Annotated in this window: 18 protein-coding genes; 9 read left to right on the top strand and 9 right to left on the bottom strand. The window is 56.4% G+C overall.

The features are described 5' to 3' along the window. Positions 1–211: 211 nt before the first annotated feature. The gene (locus tag ACW4YW_RS09450) at positions 212–1,783 is read right to left on the bottom strand and encodes a methyl-accepting chemotaxis protein (protein ID WP_457137299.1); all 1,572 of its coding nucleotides are present in this window, start codon (positions 1,781–1,783) and stop codon (positions 212–214) included. Between the two features lie 504 nt (positions 1,784–2,287). On the opposite strand from ACW4YW_RS09450, the gene ACW4YW_RS09445 reads away from it, so the two are divergent. Next, the gene (locus ACW4YW_RS09445; RefSeq protein WP_457137298.1) at positions 2,288–3,283 is read left to right on the top strand and encodes a 2-hydroxyacid dehydrogenase; all 996 of its coding nucleotides are present in this window, start codon (positions 2,288–2,290) and stop codon (positions 3,281–3,283) included. Next, on the top strand, positions 3,280–3,582 hold the full coding sequence (locus ACW4YW_RS09440; RefSeq protein WP_457137297.1) for a DUF1971 domain-containing protein: 303 nt from the start codon (positions 3,280–3,282) through the stop codon (positions 3,580–3,582). The genes ACW4YW_RS09445 and ACW4YW_RS09440 overlap by 4 nt, the downstream gene beginning before the upstream one ends. Before the next feature lie 136 nt (positions 3,583–3,718). On the opposite strand, the gene ACW4YW_RS09435 is transcribed toward ACW4YW_RS09440, so the two are convergent. Together ACW4YW_RS09435 and ACW4YW_RS09430 are read right to left on the bottom strand one after the other, a co-directional pair. Then, positions 3,719–3,973 (bottom strand): DUF2798 domain-containing protein, encoded by a 255-nt coding sequence (locus ACW4YW_RS09435; protein ID WP_457137296.1) that lies wholly within the window; start codon positions 3,971–3,973, stop codon positions 3,719–3,721. Beyond that, entirely contained in the window at positions 3,967–4,710 is a 744-nt protein-coding gene (locus ACW4YW_RS09430) for an SDR family NAD(P)-dependent oxidoreductase (protein WP_457137295.1), read from the bottom strand. Before ACW4YW_RS09430 ends, ACW4YW_RS09435 begins: the two co-directional genes overlap by 7 nt. Positions 4,711–4,835: 125 nt before the next feature. Between ACW4YW_RS09430 and ACW4YW_RS09425 the strand changes: the two genes are divergently transcribed. The 3 genes from ACW4YW_RS09425 to ACW4YW_RS09415 are packed head-to-tail and all read left to right on the top strand — an operon-like array spanning position 4,836 to position 6,063. Further along, positions 4,836–5,441: a TetR/AcrR family transcriptional regulator gene (locus ACW4YW_RS09425; RefSeq protein ID WP_457137294.1), complete on the top strand. Its 606-nt coding sequence runs from the start codon at positions 4,836–4,838 to the stop codon at positions 5,439–5,441. After that, entirely contained in the window at positions 5,438–5,779 is a 342-nt protein-coding gene (locus tag ACW4YW_RS09420; RefSeq protein WP_457137293.1) for a CopG family ribbon-helix-helix protein, read from the top strand. The genes ACW4YW_RS09425 and ACW4YW_RS09420 overlap by 4 nt, the downstream gene beginning before the upstream one ends. Continuing rightward, the gene (locus tag ACW4YW_RS09415; protein ID WP_457137292.1) at positions 5,776–6,063 is read left to right on the top strand and encodes a type II toxin-antitoxin system RelE/ParE family toxin; all 288 of its coding nucleotides are present in this window, start codon (positions 5,776–5,778) and stop codon (positions 6,061–6,063) included. Before ACW4YW_RS09420 ends, ACW4YW_RS09415 begins: the two co-directional genes overlap by 4 nt. A 78-nt stretch (positions 6,064–6,141) precedes the next feature. Here the strand turns inward: ACW4YW_RS09415 and ACW4YW_RS09410 are convergent, their stop codons facing one another. Continuing rightward, the gene (locus ACW4YW_RS09410; RefSeq protein ID WP_089375723.1) at positions 6,142–6,372 is read right to left on the bottom strand and encodes a helix-turn-helix domain-containing protein; all 231 of its coding nucleotides are present in this window, start codon (positions 6,370–6,372) and stop codon (positions 6,142–6,144) included. A gap of 115 nt (positions 6,373–6,487) precedes the next feature. Between ACW4YW_RS09410 and ACW4YW_RS09405 the strand changes: the two genes are divergently transcribed. The 3 genes from ACW4YW_RS09405 to ACW4YW_RS09395 are packed head-to-tail and all read left to right on the top strand — an operon-like array spanning position 6,488 to position 7,653. Then, the gene (locus ACW4YW_RS09405) at positions 6,488–6,697 is read left to right on the top strand and encodes a hypothetical protein (protein WP_457137291.1); all 210 of its coding nucleotides are present in this window, start codon (positions 6,488–6,490) and stop codon (positions 6,695–6,697) included. Between the two features lie 12 nt (positions 6,698–6,709). Further along, positions 6,710–7,390, top strand: coding sequence for a hypothetical protein (locus ACW4YW_RS09400; protein WP_457137290.1), 681 nt, complete (start codon positions 6,710–6,712; stop codon positions 7,388–7,390). After that, on the top strand, positions 7,387–7,653 hold the full coding sequence (locus tag ACW4YW_RS09395) for a hypothetical protein (protein ID WP_457137289.1): 267 nt from the start codon (positions 7,387–7,389) through the stop codon (positions 7,651–7,653). The genes ACW4YW_RS09400 and ACW4YW_RS09395 overlap by 4 nt, the downstream gene beginning before the upstream one ends. A gap of 33 nt (positions 7,654–7,686) precedes the next feature. Here the strand turns inward: ACW4YW_RS09395 and ACW4YW_RS09390 are convergent, their stop codons facing one another. Then, positions 7,687–9,603, bottom strand: a complete 1,917-nt coding sequence (locus ACW4YW_RS09390) for a peptidase U32 family protein (protein ID WP_457137288.1) — start codon at positions 9,601–9,603, stop codon at positions 7,687–7,689. Positions 9,604–9,730: 127 nt separating this feature from the next. Between ACW4YW_RS09390 and ACW4YW_RS09385 the strand changes: the two genes are divergently transcribed. After that, positions 9,731–9,937, top strand: a complete 207-nt coding sequence (locus tag ACW4YW_RS09385; protein WP_309564314.1) for a hypothetical protein — start codon at positions 9,731–9,733, stop codon at positions 9,935–9,937. A gap of 29 nt (positions 9,938–9,966) precedes the next feature. Here the strand turns inward: ACW4YW_RS09385 and ACW4YW_RS09380 are convergent, their stop codons facing one another. The 4 genes from ACW4YW_RS09380 to ACW4YW_RS09365 all read right to left on the bottom strand — a co-directional run bounded on the left by ACW4YW_RS09380 (position 9,967) and on the right by ACW4YW_RS09365 (position 14,569). After that, positions 9,967–11,193 carry a hypothetical protein gene (locus tag ACW4YW_RS09380; protein WP_457137287.1) on the bottom strand — a complete coding sequence of 409 codons (1,227 nt, stop codon included), beginning with the start codon at positions 11,191–11,193 and terminating at the stop codon, positions 9,967–9,969. 176 nt (positions 11,194–11,369) lie between these two features. Further along, the gene (locus ACW4YW_RS09375) at positions 11,370–12,161 is read right to left on the bottom strand and encodes a transglutaminase family protein (protein ID WP_457137286.1); all 792 of its coding nucleotides are present in this window, start codon (positions 12,159–12,161) and stop codon (positions 11,370–11,372) included. Positions 12,162–12,174: 13 nt separating this feature from the next. Continuing rightward, entirely contained in the window at positions 12,175–13,143 is a 969-nt protein-coding gene (locus ACW4YW_RS09370; protein WP_457137285.1) for an alpha-E domain-containing protein, read from the bottom strand. 4 nt (positions 13,144–13,147) lie between these two features. Next, positions 13,148–14,569: a circularly permuted type 2 ATP-grasp protein gene (locus tag ACW4YW_RS09365; RefSeq protein ID WP_457137284.1), complete on the bottom strand. Its 1,422-nt coding sequence runs from the start codon at positions 14,567–14,569 to the stop codon at positions 13,148–13,150. Positions 14,570–14,619 lie beyond the last annotated feature (50 nt).

Here is a 14,619-nt window from a genome sequence, read left to right as displayed (position 1 = left end):
CCCCAGGCCATTCCCCGTGACAATCGATACCATCCCTGCTCTCCATCCTTGTGAGTCAGGGCAAGACGGCCTTGCCCCTTATACACAAGAGGTCCTCAAGCATTCGTTTCAGTTTAGGGGAAAGAGGGAATTTATTTAGTAGAATTATGTTCGAGAGACTGATGTAAATATCCAAAGATTTTAGTCTAGGGTATGGCATAGCTATTGCATGCTATGCAGCCAGCCTGAACCTGCCCACGGCTAAGGCCAGTTCGTCCGCCTGTTGCTGCAATGAGGCAGCCGCCGCAGCTGCCTGCTCAACCAGCGCAGCATTCTGCTGCGTGACCTGGTCCATCTGGCTGATCGCGATGTTCACTTGCTCGATGCCGCTGGTCTGCTCGCGGCTGGCGACAGTGATTTCGGCCATGATATCGATGACGCGCTGCACGCTCTGCACCACTTCCTGCATCGTCGCTCCCGCTTCTGTCACCAGCTTTTCCCCGGTACCGACGCGCTCCACCGAGTTGCCGATCAGTTCCTTGATTTCCTTGGCCGCCGAAGCGGAACGCTGCGCCAAGCCCCTTACCTCTGCGGCGACCACGGCAAAGCCGCGACCCTGCTCACCGGCCCTGGCAGCCTCAACTGCCGCGTTCAATGCCAGGATATTGGTCTGGAAGGCAATCCCGTCGATCACGGCGATAATATCGACAACCCGCTTCGAAGCCTCGTTGATCGAACCCATAGTTTCCACCACTTGGGATACTACGTTGCCTCCGCGCACGGCGATCTCGGACGCGGAGGCAACAAGCTGGTTGGCCTGCTGGGCATTGTCCGCGTTCTGCCGCACTGTGGCGGTGATTTCCTCCATGGAGGATGCGGTCTCCTCCAAGGCGCTGGCCTGCTGCTCGGTACGGGAGGATAAATCCAGGTTGCCCGCCGCGATCTGGCTGGAGCCGGTCGCAATCGCATCCGTGCCTTGGCGCACCCTGTTCACGATACGCACCAGGCTGTCGTTCATTTCCTTCAGCGCCGAGAGCAGCTGGCCGGTTTCGTCCTGGGACGATACCCTGATGTCCGCGGTGAGGTCGCCTGCAGCCACGGTCTTTGCGATTTCAATCGCATTATTGAGCGGGCGCGTCACGCTAGTGATGATCCAGTAGGTGAGCCCGGCACCTGCTGCAGTCAGGATAAACAGTGCCAGCAAAATCGAGGCGACAGCCAGATCGTGCTGCGCCTGCGCAGCGGTTTGGTTGTGCTCGCGGATGCTTGCCGAATGTTCGCTGACAAGTGCCACGATCTGGTCGATCTTCTGGGTTGGCTCGCGGTCCATGCCCTTGACCAGCTTGTCGACGATCTGCGTGCTTTCAAGGCGGGTACCGTCGAACCGCTTGAGCGCATCAAGGTAATCGAGCTCAAGCTTGGCAAGCGCGCTTTTCGCGTCGGATACCCCACTCTTATCCAGGCTCAGCTTATCGAAAATAATCTGCAGCCTGCTCAGTTCTGCCTGCGCCTCTTTGCCGCTCTTGATGAAGGCATCCCGGTACTTGGCAAACGCTTCCGCATCATGGCCGCGCAACAGCGTATTTTTCCACTCCTGGATTTGTATCTTGAATATCACCTGCGCCTTGCGGGCGGTATCCACGGCCTCTTCCGAAGCAGAAGCCTGTTCCAGCGTAAGCTGGAGCAGGGTGTTCGTTTTTGACAGCGTAACCCAACCCGTCAGGCCCAGGATCAAAGATCCCAGTAGAAGAAACACGCTCAGGCCGATCAAGCGCGTGGAGATTTTTATATCGTGAAGTTGCATTGTCTACTCGGGAATTGGAACAGGTTGGACTGGATGAAGCCACGCTAGCGGCAGCTCCACCGTTTACGGCATTCCCCAGCGAAACTGAAGACGTACGAACGCATTAACCGCATGACAATTTCGCCACAAAAATATTGCAGTTTCATGTCATTCTGAAGAATCAGATTGAAGAATATCTCCCGTCTGGCTCCAGCCATCACCCTTTACAGTCAGAAAATAAACCAAAATAAATTCAATGCCTTATAAAAATATTTATATCGAGAGGTGTCCTTTTTTCATTCTCGCGTGTCATTACTAGTAGAAGACCTAAAAATTTTAGGGCTAATGTCATAACAACTCGAAGCGAAGCTCATTCGCCAGCACATTTCCCTGACGTTGGATGTATCCACCCTCCCCTCGCGGGAGGGCTTATTTTTTCATCTTCAGCGCTCTTGCTTGGCTCAGGCCTGCATTGATGTTTTAATCAAGCCGTCAGACCTGCCACCGCCAATGCAAAGGAACCCGATGCGCATCGTCTTTTTCAGCACCCAGGTGTATGACCGGGAAAGCTTTCTTGCCTTTCCCAGGCCCCAGAACGCCGAATTCATCTTCCAGCAGCCCAAGCTCACAGTGGATACCGCCGTACTTGCCGCAGGGGCGGAAGTCATCTGCGCCTTCATCAATGACGACTTGTCCGCACCGGTGTTGGAAAAGCTGGCAGCCAACGGCACAAAACTGGTCGCGCTGCGCTCCGCAGGCTACAACCATATCGACTTGGAAGCCGCACAAAGGCTCAACCTGGCCGTCGTGCGCGTGCCCTCCTATTCGCCGCATGCAATTGCCGAGCATACCGTCGCATTGATTCTGGCACTCAACAGGCATCTGACACGCGCCTACAACCGTACCCGCGAAGGCGATTTCAGCCTGCGCGGATTGACGGGGTTCGACCTGGTCAACAAGACCGTAGGCATTGTCGGCACGGGGCAAATCGGCGCAGCGTTTGCGCGCATCATGGCAGGCTTCGGCTGCAAGATACTGGCCTACGATCCCTATCCCAACCCGGACGTGACTGCGCTGGGGGCCAGCTACCTCGAGCTCGACGCATTGTTGGCGCAATCCCATATCGTCAGCCTGCATTGCCCGTTGAGCCCTGCGACCCACCACCTCATCAATGCCAGCTCGCTCAGCCGCATGCAGCAAGGCAGCATGCTCATCAACACCAGCCGCGGCGCATTGGTGGACACGCCCGCCGTGATCGACGCATTGAAGCGCGGCCACTTGGGCTACCTGGGCCTGGACGTTTATGAAGAAGAAGCGGACTTGTTCTTCGAGGACCTATCCGACTTTCCATTGCAGGATGACGTGCTGGCGCGCCTGCTGACCTTCCCCAACGTCATCATCACCGCGCACCAGGCTTTTCTCACGCGCGAAGCGCTCGATGCGATCGCCGGCACCACGCTTGCCAATATCAGCGCCTGGGCGGAAGGCCAGCCGCAAAACCTGGTCAGGCTGGAAGCATGAGCCTGATCCCCAGCCAGCTTCCCGACGGGCTGGAAGCCTACAAGCGCACCCCGGACTTCACGCCGGACAACCTGCCGGCCGCCCTGCAATCGCAGCATTCCACCAAGGCTGGCGTCTGGGGCCTGCTGCATGTGTTGGAAGGCCAAGTCGTCTACCGCCTGGCGCCGCCGCATGAGGCATCAGCGATTGCCAATGCGGGGGAAACCATCGTCATATTGCCGGAGATCGTCCATTGGGTGGAATTCGGCATCCCCGGCAGGTTCTATGTGGAGTTTTACCGCGCAGCGGCAATTGAATAGCTGTTTTCACGCTTCGCGGCAACTCGGTCACAGCTCTGCACACTACCGAAACTGTGACTGTTGCCCATCTGCTAGAGAACAGATAACGCTGAACAAGCACTATCCTCAAGTACCGAAAGGTTGATGACGCCTTTACCTAGTCCCTTTCCACGACCCAGTCCAGCAAGCGATCGATCCGCGGGGCAATCAAGATAATGGCTAGGAACACCACGGGCCATGCCGTGATGAAGGCATGGGCCCATTGATGCAGGAAAAGAGGCGCAGGCATGCCGCGCAACGCCAGGATCACCGCCGACACGATCAGCGAGGTCACCGCGGACATGACAAAGGCGAACAAGAGCTTGCGGTACCGGGAGTGCAGGCGCCTGCCATGCAATGGCAACCTTACCAAGGCAACGCTTCACCTTGGTGGAAGAATCCGCCGGTTGGCCCTTCCGCGCCCAGCGTAGCGAGTTGTGCGCTGGTCTTGCCGCTGCCATCCACCTCCATCGGCGCGTTGGCGCCTCCAAGCGCTGTCTTCACCCAGCCGGGATGGGCCGCATTAACCTTGATCGCCGTATGCTTGAGCTCGTGCGCAAGATGCACGGTATAAGCGTTCAAGGCGGTTTTGGAGGTGTTGTAGGCGACGCTTTTCGCCTGCTCGATAGGCGAGTCCGGCATGCTGTGCAGGCTGAGGGAAGCGAGGATGCTCGACAGGTTGACGATCCGCCCGGCCTTGGAGCGCTTGATCAAGGGCAGCAAGGCCTGGGTCAGCTCGATCACGGCGAAGAAATTGACCTCGAAGGTATCGCGCAACACCTTGCCTTCCACTTGGCTGCTGTTGTTGTCGCCGACCAGGTTCTCTTTCAAGATGCCTGCATTATTCACCAGAATATCCAGCTTGCCAAAATGCTGCTCGACAAACGCAGCCACCTGGACGGCGGCCCCTGGCTTTCCCGCCTCGTAAGGTACCACGGCCGCCTTGATGCCGAGCGCCTGCAATTTTTCCGCCGCGGCTTCCCCGCCTACGGGGTCGCGCACAGCCAATATCACCTGGATGCCTTGCTCGCCCAGCTCCTTCGCTGTCTCGAAACCGATGCCGCGGTTGGCGCCAGTAATCAATGCCACCGTATTTTCCGTATTGCTCATGCTGATCTCCTATATTTATGTACCAAACGGTAAATAAATATTAAACGGTGCGAAATTGCATTGTCAAATAATTTTTAACCAAGTGGTACAATATTATTAATTCGATAGTGATTACGAGTATGAACATGGCTGACACCAAGAAACCACGGGGCCGTCCCAGCAAATTCGACCCGGAGGCATCCCTGGAGATTGCGATGCGATTGTTCTGGGCCCACGGCTATGAAGGCACCTCGGTCGCGGAATTGACCGATGCCATGGGAATTAACAAGCCGAGCCTGTATGCCGCTTTCGGCAGCAAGGAGGCATTGTTCGAGAAAGCGCTGCAGCACTACATCGCCGGCCCGATCGCATTCGTTTCAGCAGCGCTTGCTGAACCTACTGCTTACCGTGTAGTGGAAAAATTATTGGTGGAAAGCGCCCATTTCCTCACTGCGCCAGATACGCCTCACGGCTGCATGGTGAATACAGGGTCGCTGAGTTGCGGCAAAGAAACCGCCACGGTAAAGGAAACACTGGCGCAATGCAGGCGGCGGTTCGAAACCGCCATGACGGTACGCCTGCAACGCGCCCAGGCGGAAAGCGACCTGCCTGCGCAAGCCGACCCGGCCACCCTGGCCAAGTACATCGCCACTTTGCACCAGGGAATGAGCGTACAAGCCGCCAGCGGCGCCAGCTGCGAGGAACTGCTGGATATGGCAAAACTTGTGCTGGATAACTGGCCGCCGCATTGACCCGTCTGCACCAAGGTGTTACTTTATTGACACCAACATACGAAGCCATTCCCATGAGCACGACAAGCCTGAAATTACCGGATAGCCTGAAAGCCCGCATCAAGCAGCTTGCCGATGCTACCGGCAAAACTGCGCACGCCTTCATGCTGGAAGCGCTTACAGAACAGACGATACGGGAAGAAAAGCGGCAGGCACTGATTGCCCGCGCCCTCGAAGCAAAAGCAGAATATGCAAACTCCGGGATAGCTTATGCCGCAGGAGATGTGCACACATACCTGCGCAACAAGATACAAGGAAAAAGTCTTTCCAGACCCGACCCCATCAAGCAGAAATCATGACCAGCATCGTCTATTCCGCCGCCGCACTGGAGGATATCGAAAGACTGGTGGATTTCTTGCTGGAGCAATCACCCGAATGGGCTGTGGCAACCTTCGACATCATCGATCATGGCATCTCGCTGCTGGCATTGCACCCGAACATTGGCCGCCCTATACCCGGCACGGACTTGAAGGAGCTCGTGATTTCCCGCGGACGAAGCGGCTATATCGCGCTGTATGAATTCGACCCGCTCACTGACCAGGTATTGATACTGGCGATCAGGCACCAGCGCGAGCTTGAGTAAGAAATAATACAATCCCTCGAAACTTGCTTCGCTCATACGGCTCAAGGCAAGCAGGTACGCCTTAAATAAGTTATGCAACTAAAACTCATCATCCAAATACTGCACATCAACCCTGACCCGCAGATATCTGCCTAACTCAGACAACTCCACCACATCAATCCTGCGCTCCCCTGACTCAATTTTCGCAATATATGACTGAGGTTTGCCTAATTTGCTGGCAAGCATTGCCTGCGTTAAACCTTGTCGCTTCCTGGCACGTACCAACAACTCCAGCAAGGCTTGGTATTCCGGCGTATCGGTAGATTTCATTCAGGCACCTATTTTTGATGCCTTGAATAAATAATCCCATTCTGGAATAATCCCAAAATAGGATTTTAAAAGAAAAAATTTAACTACCTAGAAAATCTCACGATTGGAGTAAACAATGTCGTCCAGCACACACAAAGTCACACTAGATATTCCAGATATCCCACATGGACATGGGCTATCTTTCAAGCGGGGAGTAGCAGATGGATTACTCGATACCAAAGAACATGAGAGCCTGTTTCATGATACTCATTCAGCCAGCTATCAGCGTGGGATAGCCCTTGGCATTACACTCAAAAATGAAATTGCAAATCTCGTAAAATCCTAATAATTATTTCTCATGAAAGCTAATCAATTTTTACGCTATGCGCGTAATTTCGTTTCCACATTTTTTTGTTTCTTTATTTTTCAAACTGCATATGCTGAACCAGTTTACCCATGGATCGCTACAGCCGCAGGCCCACTGGAGCTTGGAAATGCAATTCTTCTTTTAATGCCAGATGAAAAAACAGAACAAATAAGCTGGGACCATCAGGCTAGCGGTCCCATTGTTTGGTTAACTGATGGTTTTAAGACCGAGGGTGAACACTCTTACAGAAAAGGACTTCTTCAAATTAATGTTCTTGGTAAACCTTCATATGTCTTATTAAGGAAAAAGAATATCCTGGCTTGGACTATTACTTATTCGACCTCATCAAATCCAAAATTTGGTGTAGAGAATATTTCACTATCACCTGGAGCAGGCAACCATCAACCTTGCTTTGGCACCCTGTTCGAGGGATGTAGCTTCGAGCTTTTACCGTCTCTTCAGAAAACGGGCATTGAAGTTCATACCACTTGTGAGGCCCAAAAGTATCAGGAACGGATTGCCGTATATCAGGCGTCTTATCCTAACAAACGAACCACAAACATAGTATTCATGGAGTCTGGCGGTTCTGGAGGCTCAAGTTCTAACGTAACAATGACACTCACAGAGCTAAATGAGAGCGTATGTAAAGAATTTATTAAAAATTTACCATGAACAAAACTCTCATCATGTCATTACTGGTATATCTATTCTTATTGCAAGGCTGTACTTCTTGGCAGGAAATGGAGAGTCATAGATATAAATACCAGATCGGAATGACTAAGCAACAGGTTCTTGGCAGCATAGATGGTCACCCTATGCGCACTCTCAAACAAACCACTGCATTAGGAACAGAAGAAATCTGGATTTATGCAGGACCAACGTATCTATACTTTGACCGTTCTGGAATATTAAGACGTATTGACTCCCCCTTTTAAACCGATGTTAATCTCCAACGCAAATAGTAATCTTCAAGGGCGCTTCGCGAAAAACTGCACTGGCTGCGGTTGCGGCATTTGCAGCACGTTCTTGCGTACCTTGCCCATCACGTGCATTTCGCAGCGCTTGCAGTCGAACTTGAGGCTGATCCTGTCCTTGCCGCTGACGAGGGTCATGGGTTCGGCGGTAATCGTGCCCTGCACGCCGATCACGCCCTTGGCTTCCTTCGGGCACATGGCGAAGCTGTAGCGCAGGCAGTGCTTGGTGATCATCACCGGCACTTCGCCCAGTTCCTCGTTCGCCTCGTAGGCGGCGGCAATCGCCTGCACACCGTGCTTTTCGTAGAACTCGCGCGCTTTCTTGTTGTAGACGTTGGAGAGGTAGCTCAGCGTATCCTGCGGGTATTGCGCGGGCGGCTCGGCGGGCTTGCCGGGCCTGGGGCGCTCGTAACCGAGCAGGCGCGTGGCTTGTAGCTGGGCTACCGCGTCGCGGCGGAGCTGGTTGACGACGGAATTGGGAATGAACCATGCCGCCTTGAGGTCCAGCGCAACTTCGCCAGCGGAAAACTCGGTATTGCCGAGCTTGGCAAGGTTTTCGCGGATATTGGCTTGCGCCTTTTCCGCCTGTTCGGCCGGCTGCTTTTCCGCGCTCGTTTGCACATAGGCCATGAAGCCGTCTTCGTCCTGCATGCTGAGCGCGAAGCCGTCCGCCGTTTCGTGCAGCGTCATTGCCACAGCTATCCTGCGCTGGGCGGAATCCTTTTCCAGCAAGCGCAGAAAGGCATGGTCGCGGTTGCGGTAGACCTTCATGTTACGGCGCATGTCGGCGGGCATTTCGTTCGGGTAGAGGCGCTTGCCCTGCACGGTGTTGATGCGCATGCCGGTGAGTTCCTTGTGCACGTCGAAGAAGCAGATGCCGTCGCCGTTGTGCAATTCCAGCGCAGTTTCCACTTCAAAATAATCCGGCCCCACTTTGGTGACGCGGCCGATTTCCTCGCCCGCGAATTTGGGCGTATCGAACGCGCCGACGTCCTCGCCGCGTCCGTGCAGGAAGTATTCGGTGGTGCTGCGGTTGAAGGTTTTTTCCGGCTGCGGCACGAAGCTGAAGGTCGCGCGGCCCGAGGAGGCGCGGCGGTAATGCGGGTTGTCCTCGAGGATGTCGTCCAGCAATTGGCGGTAGTAGGCCGTGGCGTTCTTGACGTAGGCGATATCCTTGTAGCGTCCCTCGATCTTGAAAGCACTCACGCCCGCCTCCGCCAGCGCGCGCAGATTGGCGCTCTGGTCGTTGTCCTTCATCGAGAGCAAGTGCTTATCCTTGGCGAGGATGCGGCCCTGGCTGTCTTCCAGCGTATAAGGCAGGCGGCACTCCTGCGAGCATTCGCCGCGGTTGGCGCTGCGTCCGGTATGGGCGTGGCTGATGTAGCACTGGCCGCTGAAGGCCACGCACAACGCGCCGTGGATGAAGAACTCCAGATTGCACTTGGTCGCATCGGCCAATTTGCGGATGGTGTTGAGGTCCATCTCTCGCGCCAGCACGATCTGGGTGAAGCCGACTTGGTCGAGAAACACGGCCTTTTCCACGGTGCGGATGTCGGTCTGCGTGCTCGCGTGCAACTGGATCGGTGGAATATCCATCTGCAGCAAACCCATGTCCTGCACGATCAGCGCATCCACGCCTGCATCATACAATTGCCAGGCGGTCTGCCGTGCGGCTTCGAGTTCGTTGTCGTGGAAGATGGTATTGAACGCCACGAATACTTCGGCATGATAGCGGTGCGCATGTTCCACCAGCCGAGCAATATCCTGCACCGAGTTTTCCGCCTTGGCGCGCGCGCCGAACGCCGGTCCGCCGATATACACGGCATCGGCGCCGTGGTTGATCGCGGCAATGCCGTAATCGGCATTCCTGGCCGGAGCGAGCAATTCAAGGTGGCGGCGGCTTTGGGTCATGGCTTGTAAGAATAAAGCGAATGGCAAAAGGATGCGCAATATACCATAATCACGCAAGGGATAGCGCCGAATTGCCCAAGCGCATCAATATGATACAAGTCAAAACAACATCATCGGGAGAGCCGCCATGCGCATCAACACCATCCGCAACATCTGCTTCACCATCTGCATCCTGTGCATACTCGCCAGCCTGTTGCTCGGCGTCGCCATGATCTGGGACTGGATCAAGGATTCGGATTTCATCCACAAGAGCTTCATGACCTTGGGCGTATTGTTCGTCGCCTCGCTACTGACCTTGACGGTGGCCAAGAAGCTGGGCGTAGGCAACGATTAGGCTGATTCCTTGACGCTAACTTCTTGACATCAACCCAGGGATGCCCCTGATTTCACGCCTTCCTCACGCCCGGCCGCTTCGGTGAGCACCGCCACGTTGTCCTTGGTGAAGAAGCCCTGGAAATCGCCGAAGCGCTGCACATACTCCACGATCAGTGACGAATGCTCGGAGGCATTGGAGAATATCTGCTTCAAGCCCTCTTCGCGGGAACCGATGACATCAAGCAGGAAGCCCTGCCCTTGCGAGGCTATCGCATTCACGGCGAACTCGATATGCTCGATGCCGTCGCGCTCGCCATCCCGCACCGCCACCGCGATGTGGTGCAGGCGCGGCCCGTAGTTGCGCACGAAGGTTTCGGTGGGCGACGGCAATTTTTCCAAATGGTTGACGAAATAAGGCGTGTTGTTGGCCGTGAATACCTTTGCCGGGCTCTTGGATTCCGGCAGTCCGTGCGCGCTCTTGGTGACATTGGTCGATGAGTTCTGGTCGAAGATATTGTAGGCGCCCCAGAAGTAATAGCTCGACCACGACAGGTATTCCAGGATCGCCACCTCGCGGTTTTGGCTGTATACCCGCGTCGCGAGATGGTCGATAGGCAACAGGAGGTCGCCGAAATTCAGCTTCTGCTGCAGGGCCTTGGCCGCTTCATAGGCCATCTGCAATTCGGGATCGACGCGGCTTACCCCGAGGGAATACACCCGCATTTCATCCGGCTTGCGCTCCAGGTAGGCGACGATATTGTGGGTATAAGGCGAGGGCTTGCTCACTGCGAGGTTGCCGGGCAACTCCAGCTTGCGTACCTCGTCCTGAGTGAAAAAGCGGAATTCCCGCTCCTGCTGCAGCTTGACCACGTCATGCAGACTGTCGACGCGGATGATCTCGCCCATGTAGCGGCTGTTGGGCTTGCGCGCGCCCACAGGATAGATTTCGTTGAGACTGCGGAAAATACCGCGCAGGTTGGGGTCCTTCACCTCCCGCACCAGCAAGTCGGGCGAATCAAGATCGATGCGCAGCACATGCGTCCAGTGAGACTCGCTCTCCAGCGTCACCAGGTAATGGTACGAAGTCATGAAACACAACTCGGCGACATACTTGACCGAATGCCCCGGGTCCACCGTGATCATGAGCGCATCAATCTCGTGCACCATCGCGGTCAATCCCACCGCGTCGCGCTCTTCCAGCAACTTGACCAGGTACTCCTCGAAAAATGCCGAGTTCTCCTTGTCCCCGTGGCGGGGAAACTGCAATGAATTCATGCGTTTTCCTTGTAATACTTTCGGCTATCTAACCAGAAACCCTAAAAACGCGGTGGACAAATCCCTCTAAACCGAGCGATGCAGAAAAAGTGGCTGGCAAGGCGCATCCACGCAGACAGTACACTGAAGTACGGCAAGTGGATGCAACGCCGCCAGCCGCTTTTTCTGCATCGCGATCATTGTTGGGATTGGAGTTGGCTGACATGCACCCCCACCGTCATCGTCTCCAACCCGCCGCCCACGCGCATGCCGCTCACCGGGCAGGCATCGCCGTAATCCAGGCCGGTCGCCAGGCGCACGTGCACGCCATTGGTCCTGCAACGGTTGGAGACGTCGAAGCTGGTCCAGCCGGACGGCATCCAGGCATCGGCCCAGGCATGGCTTTCCATCAGGCTGCCGTCGTCGGTGAACAGATAACCGCTCACATAGCGCGCGGGGATGCCCAGGTGACGGCAGCAGGCAATGAAAATATGCGCATGGTCCTGGCAGACGCCGTGCCCGCTGCGGAATGCTTCGGCAGCGGACGTATCCACGGCAGTCACGCCCCGGTTGTACGGCACTTTGTCCACGATCGCATGCATCATGTCGTCCAGCACTTGCCCGGTAAACTGATTGACCCGGAACCGCTCGGCAAAGTTGCGCAAGGTGGCATCCGTGGCGGTCAAGGCAGTGGCGCGCAGGTAAATCTCGCGCGGCAGGATGTCGTGCGCCGGCGGGGTGTCCAGGCCGGTTTCCACTTCGCCCGTGGCAAGGATATTGATTTCCTCATGCGGGGTGTCCAGCACCAGCAAGTGCTCCGCATTGCCATAAGCATCGTCATGGCGCTGCAGGTGGCCGTTGACACGGATCTCCCAGCGCCTGACCCGCTGCCCGAAACCATCCTGCGGCGTCAGGCGCAGCTTCTGGATGGTGTAGTTGACGATATCGGTATAGAGGTAATGCGTGCGGTGGTTGATCGTGAATTGCATGGCAATGCTCCGTTCATTCAGTCTCTGCAGCCAGGCCGATAATCGGCGCATTCAAGAAGGTGCGCTGGATCTCGGCGCCGAGATTGTTGTTGGAAATGATGAAATCGCTGAGGAATTCGTGCAGCCCTTCCTGGAAGATATCGTTCATGCGCCCGTAGCGCAGCCTTGCATGCAGCTCGCCCGCAAGCCGCCTGCACTCGCTGCTGTGGCGGCCGCTGAGCTGGTCGAGGATAGGCGTGATCTCGGAGAAACATGCATGCAGCGAGCGCGGCATGTCTTCACGCAATACCAGCAGTTCCGCCACCTTCCACGGCTCTATCGCGTCATTGAACACCTTCTGGTAGGCCTGGAAGGCGGAGACCGCGCGCAATATCGCGCTCCACTCGTAATAATCCACCGCGCCGCCCACTTCCTCGTCGCTGGGCAATAGCAAATGGTATTTGACGTCGAGCAGGCGCGCGGTATTGTCCGCGCGCTCGATGAACGTCCCCAGGCGCAGGAATCGGAACGCGTCGTCGCGCAGCATGGTGCCGAAGCTGACGCCGCGGAACAGGTGGGAACGGGACTTCACCCAGTCGCAGAATTCGCCCAGCCCCTTCTGCATCAGGTCCATGCCGACAAACTGGCTGAATTCCAGCCATAGCGCATTGATGTTTTCCCAGGTTTCCGCCGACAGCGTGACGCGCACGGAACGCGCGTTTTCGCGCGCGCTGCGCAAGGTCGAATAGATACTGGAGGGGTTGTGCGTATCCATGGCGAGAAAGCGCACCACGCCAGCCGCCGTCACTTCGCCGTAATCCCGGCGATAGCTGTCCACGCCGCCGGCAATTTGCAATGCAGGCTCCCATAGCGTGGTTTCGCTCTGCGAGGCGTTCGGCACCAACGACATGTTGTAAGTCACGTCCAGCACGCGCGCCATGTTCTCGGCGCGTTCGATGTAGCGCGCCATCCAGTACAAGTGATCTGCGGTTCTGCTTAGCATGGCATCAATCTTTCAAAATCCAGGTGTCCTTGGTGCCGCCCCCTTGCGAGGAATTCACCACCAGGGAGCCTTCGCGCAACGCGACACGGCATAGCGCGCCCGGCACTAGGCTGACCGTCTTGCCTGAAAGCACGAAGGGCCGCAGGTCGACGTGCCGTGGCGCGATGCCTTGTTCCACCAGGGTCGGGCAAGTCGATAGCGCCAGCGTCGGCTGGGCGATGTAGTTGGCCGGGTTGGCCAGGATGCGCTGGCGGAAATCCTCCAGCTCCTGCTTGCTGGCGGACGGCCCGACCAGCATGCCGTAGCCGCCCGACCCCTGGACCTCCTTCACCACCAGCGCTGCCAGGTTGTCCAGCACATACTTGAGGTCGTCCGCCTTGCTGAGCTGGTAAGTCGGCACGTTAGACAAGATAGGCTCCTCGCCGAGATAGAACCTGATCATCTCGGGCACATAGATGTAAGTGTCCTTGTCGTCCGCCACCCCGGTGCCCACCGCATTCGCCAGCGTGACGCCGCCATTGCGGTAGACCGAGAGCAGGCCTGGCACGCCGAGCATGCTGTCCGGACGGAAGCTCAACGGGTCGATGAAGTCGTCGTCGATGCGGCGGTAGATCACGTCCACGCGCTTCGGGCCCTCTGTCGTGCGCATATAGACCGCGTTGTTGCGCACGAACAGGTCCTGGCCTTCCACCAATTCAATGCCCATTTGCTGGGCGATGAAGGCATGCTCGAAATAGGCGCTGTTGTAGGCTCCTGGCGTCAGCAGCACCACCGTCGGCTCATGCACGCCGGCCTGCGCCACGGCACGCAGGTTGTTGAGCAGGACCTGCGGATAATGCTCGACCGGCGCCACCGGGTAGCGGCGGAACAATTCGGGAAACAGGCGCATCATCATCTTGCGGTTTTCCAGCATGTAGGAAACTCCGGAAGGCGTACGCAGGTTGTCTTCCAGCACGTAGAAGTCGTTTTCGCCGGTGCGGACCAGGTCGACGCCGGCAATGTGGGCATAAACGCCCTTGGGCACGTCCACGCCAAACATTTCGGGACGGTATTGCGCATTCGCCAATATGCTGGACGGCACAATGCCTGCCTTGATGATGTCCTGGCCATGGTAGATATCATGCAGGAACATGTTCAGCGCCTTGACGCGCTGGATCGCGCCGTCGGAGAGGCGCGACCACTCGCCGGCGGAGAGGACGCGCGGCACGACGTCGAACGGAATCAGGCGTTCCGCGCCGGCATCCTCGCCATAGACATTGAAGGTGATCCCCACGCGGCGGAACAGCAGTTCCGCTTCCTGGCGCTTGCTCTCAAGCTGCTGGTGCGGCACGCCCTGCAACCAGTCGGCGTATTCGGCATAGATCGGCCGTACCGCTTCGTCTTGCAGGAACATCTCGTCAAAAGGTTTTTTCTTAGCGGTATCCATGCAGTACCTCTCGCAAGGGTCATGCCAGATAAAAATTCCTTGTTATTCAT

This window comes from Methylobacillus pratensis, from assembly GCF_054072455.1.
Note: the sequence above shows the minus strand (reverse complement) of the source record. Positions and strands in the feature narration are given on the sequence as shown.

What these genes read in the sequence shown, in the direction of transcription:
- ACW4YW_RS09445 (WP_457137298.1), top strand. Translation starts at nt 2,288, where the DNA reads ATGCGCATCGTCTTTTTCAGCACCCAGGTGTATGACCGGGAAAGCTTT.
- ACW4YW_RS09375 (WP_457137286.1), bottom strand. Translation starts at nt 12,161, where the DNA reads ATGCAATTCACGATCAACCACCGCACGCATTACCTCTATACCGATATC.
- ACW4YW_RS09430 (WP_457137295.1), bottom strand. Translation starts at nt 4,710, where the DNA reads ATGAGCAATACGGAAAATACGGTGGCATTGATTACTGGCGCCAACCGC.
- ACW4YW_RS09395 (WP_457137289.1), top strand. Translation starts at nt 7,387, where the DNA reads ATGAACAAAACTCTCATCATGTCATTACTGGTATATCTATTCTTATTG.
- ACW4YW_RS09390 (WP_457137288.1), bottom strand. Translation starts at nt 9,603, where the DNA reads ATGACCCAAAGCCGCCGCCACCTTGAATTGCTCGCTCCGGCCAGGAAT.
- ACW4YW_RS09405 (WP_457137291.1), top strand. Translation starts at nt 6,488, where the DNA reads ATGTCGTCCAGCACACACAAAGTCACACTAGATATTCCAGATATCCCA.
- ACW4YW_RS09425 (WP_457137294.1), top strand. Translation starts at nt 4,836, where the DNA reads ATGGCTGACACCAAGAAACCACGGGGCCGTCCCAGCAAATTCGACCCG.
- ACW4YW_RS09410 (WP_089375723.1), bottom strand. Translation starts at nt 6,372, where the DNA reads ATGAAATCTACCGATACGCCGGAATACCAAGCCTTGCTGGAGTTGTTG.
- ACW4YW_RS09380 (WP_457137287.1), bottom strand. Translation starts at nt 11,193, where the DNA reads ATGAATTCATTGCAGTTTCCCCGCCACGGGGACAAGGAGAACTCGGCA.
- ACW4YW_RS09385 (WP_309564314.1), top strand. Translation starts at nt 9,731, where the DNA reads ATGCGCATCAACACCATCCGCAACATCTGCTTCACCATCTGCATCCTG.
- ACW4YW_RS09415 (WP_457137292.1), top strand. Translation starts at nt 5,776, where the DNA reads ATGACCAGCATCGTCTATTCCGCCGCCGCACTGGAGGATATCGAAAGA.
- ACW4YW_RS09400 (WP_457137290.1), top strand. Translation starts at nt 6,710, where the DNA reads ATGAAAGCTAATCAATTTTTACGCTATGCGCGTAATTTCGTTTCCACA.
- ACW4YW_RS09450 (WP_457137299.1), bottom strand. Translation starts at nt 1,783, where the DNA reads ATGCAACTTCACGATATAAAAATCTCCACGCGCTTGATCGGCCTGAGC.
- ACW4YW_RS09365 (WP_457137284.1), bottom strand. Translation starts at nt 14,569, where the DNA reads ATGGATACCGCTAAGAAAAAACCTTTTGACGAGATGTTCCTGCAAGAC.
- ACW4YW_RS09370 (WP_457137285.1), bottom strand. Translation starts at nt 13,143, where the DNA reads ATGCTAAGCAGAACCGCAGATCACTTGTACTGGATGGCGCGCTACATC.
- ACW4YW_RS09440 (WP_457137297.1), top strand. Translation starts at nt 3,280, where the DNA reads ATGAGCCTGATCCCCAGCCAGCTTCCCGACGGGCTGGAAGCCTACAAG.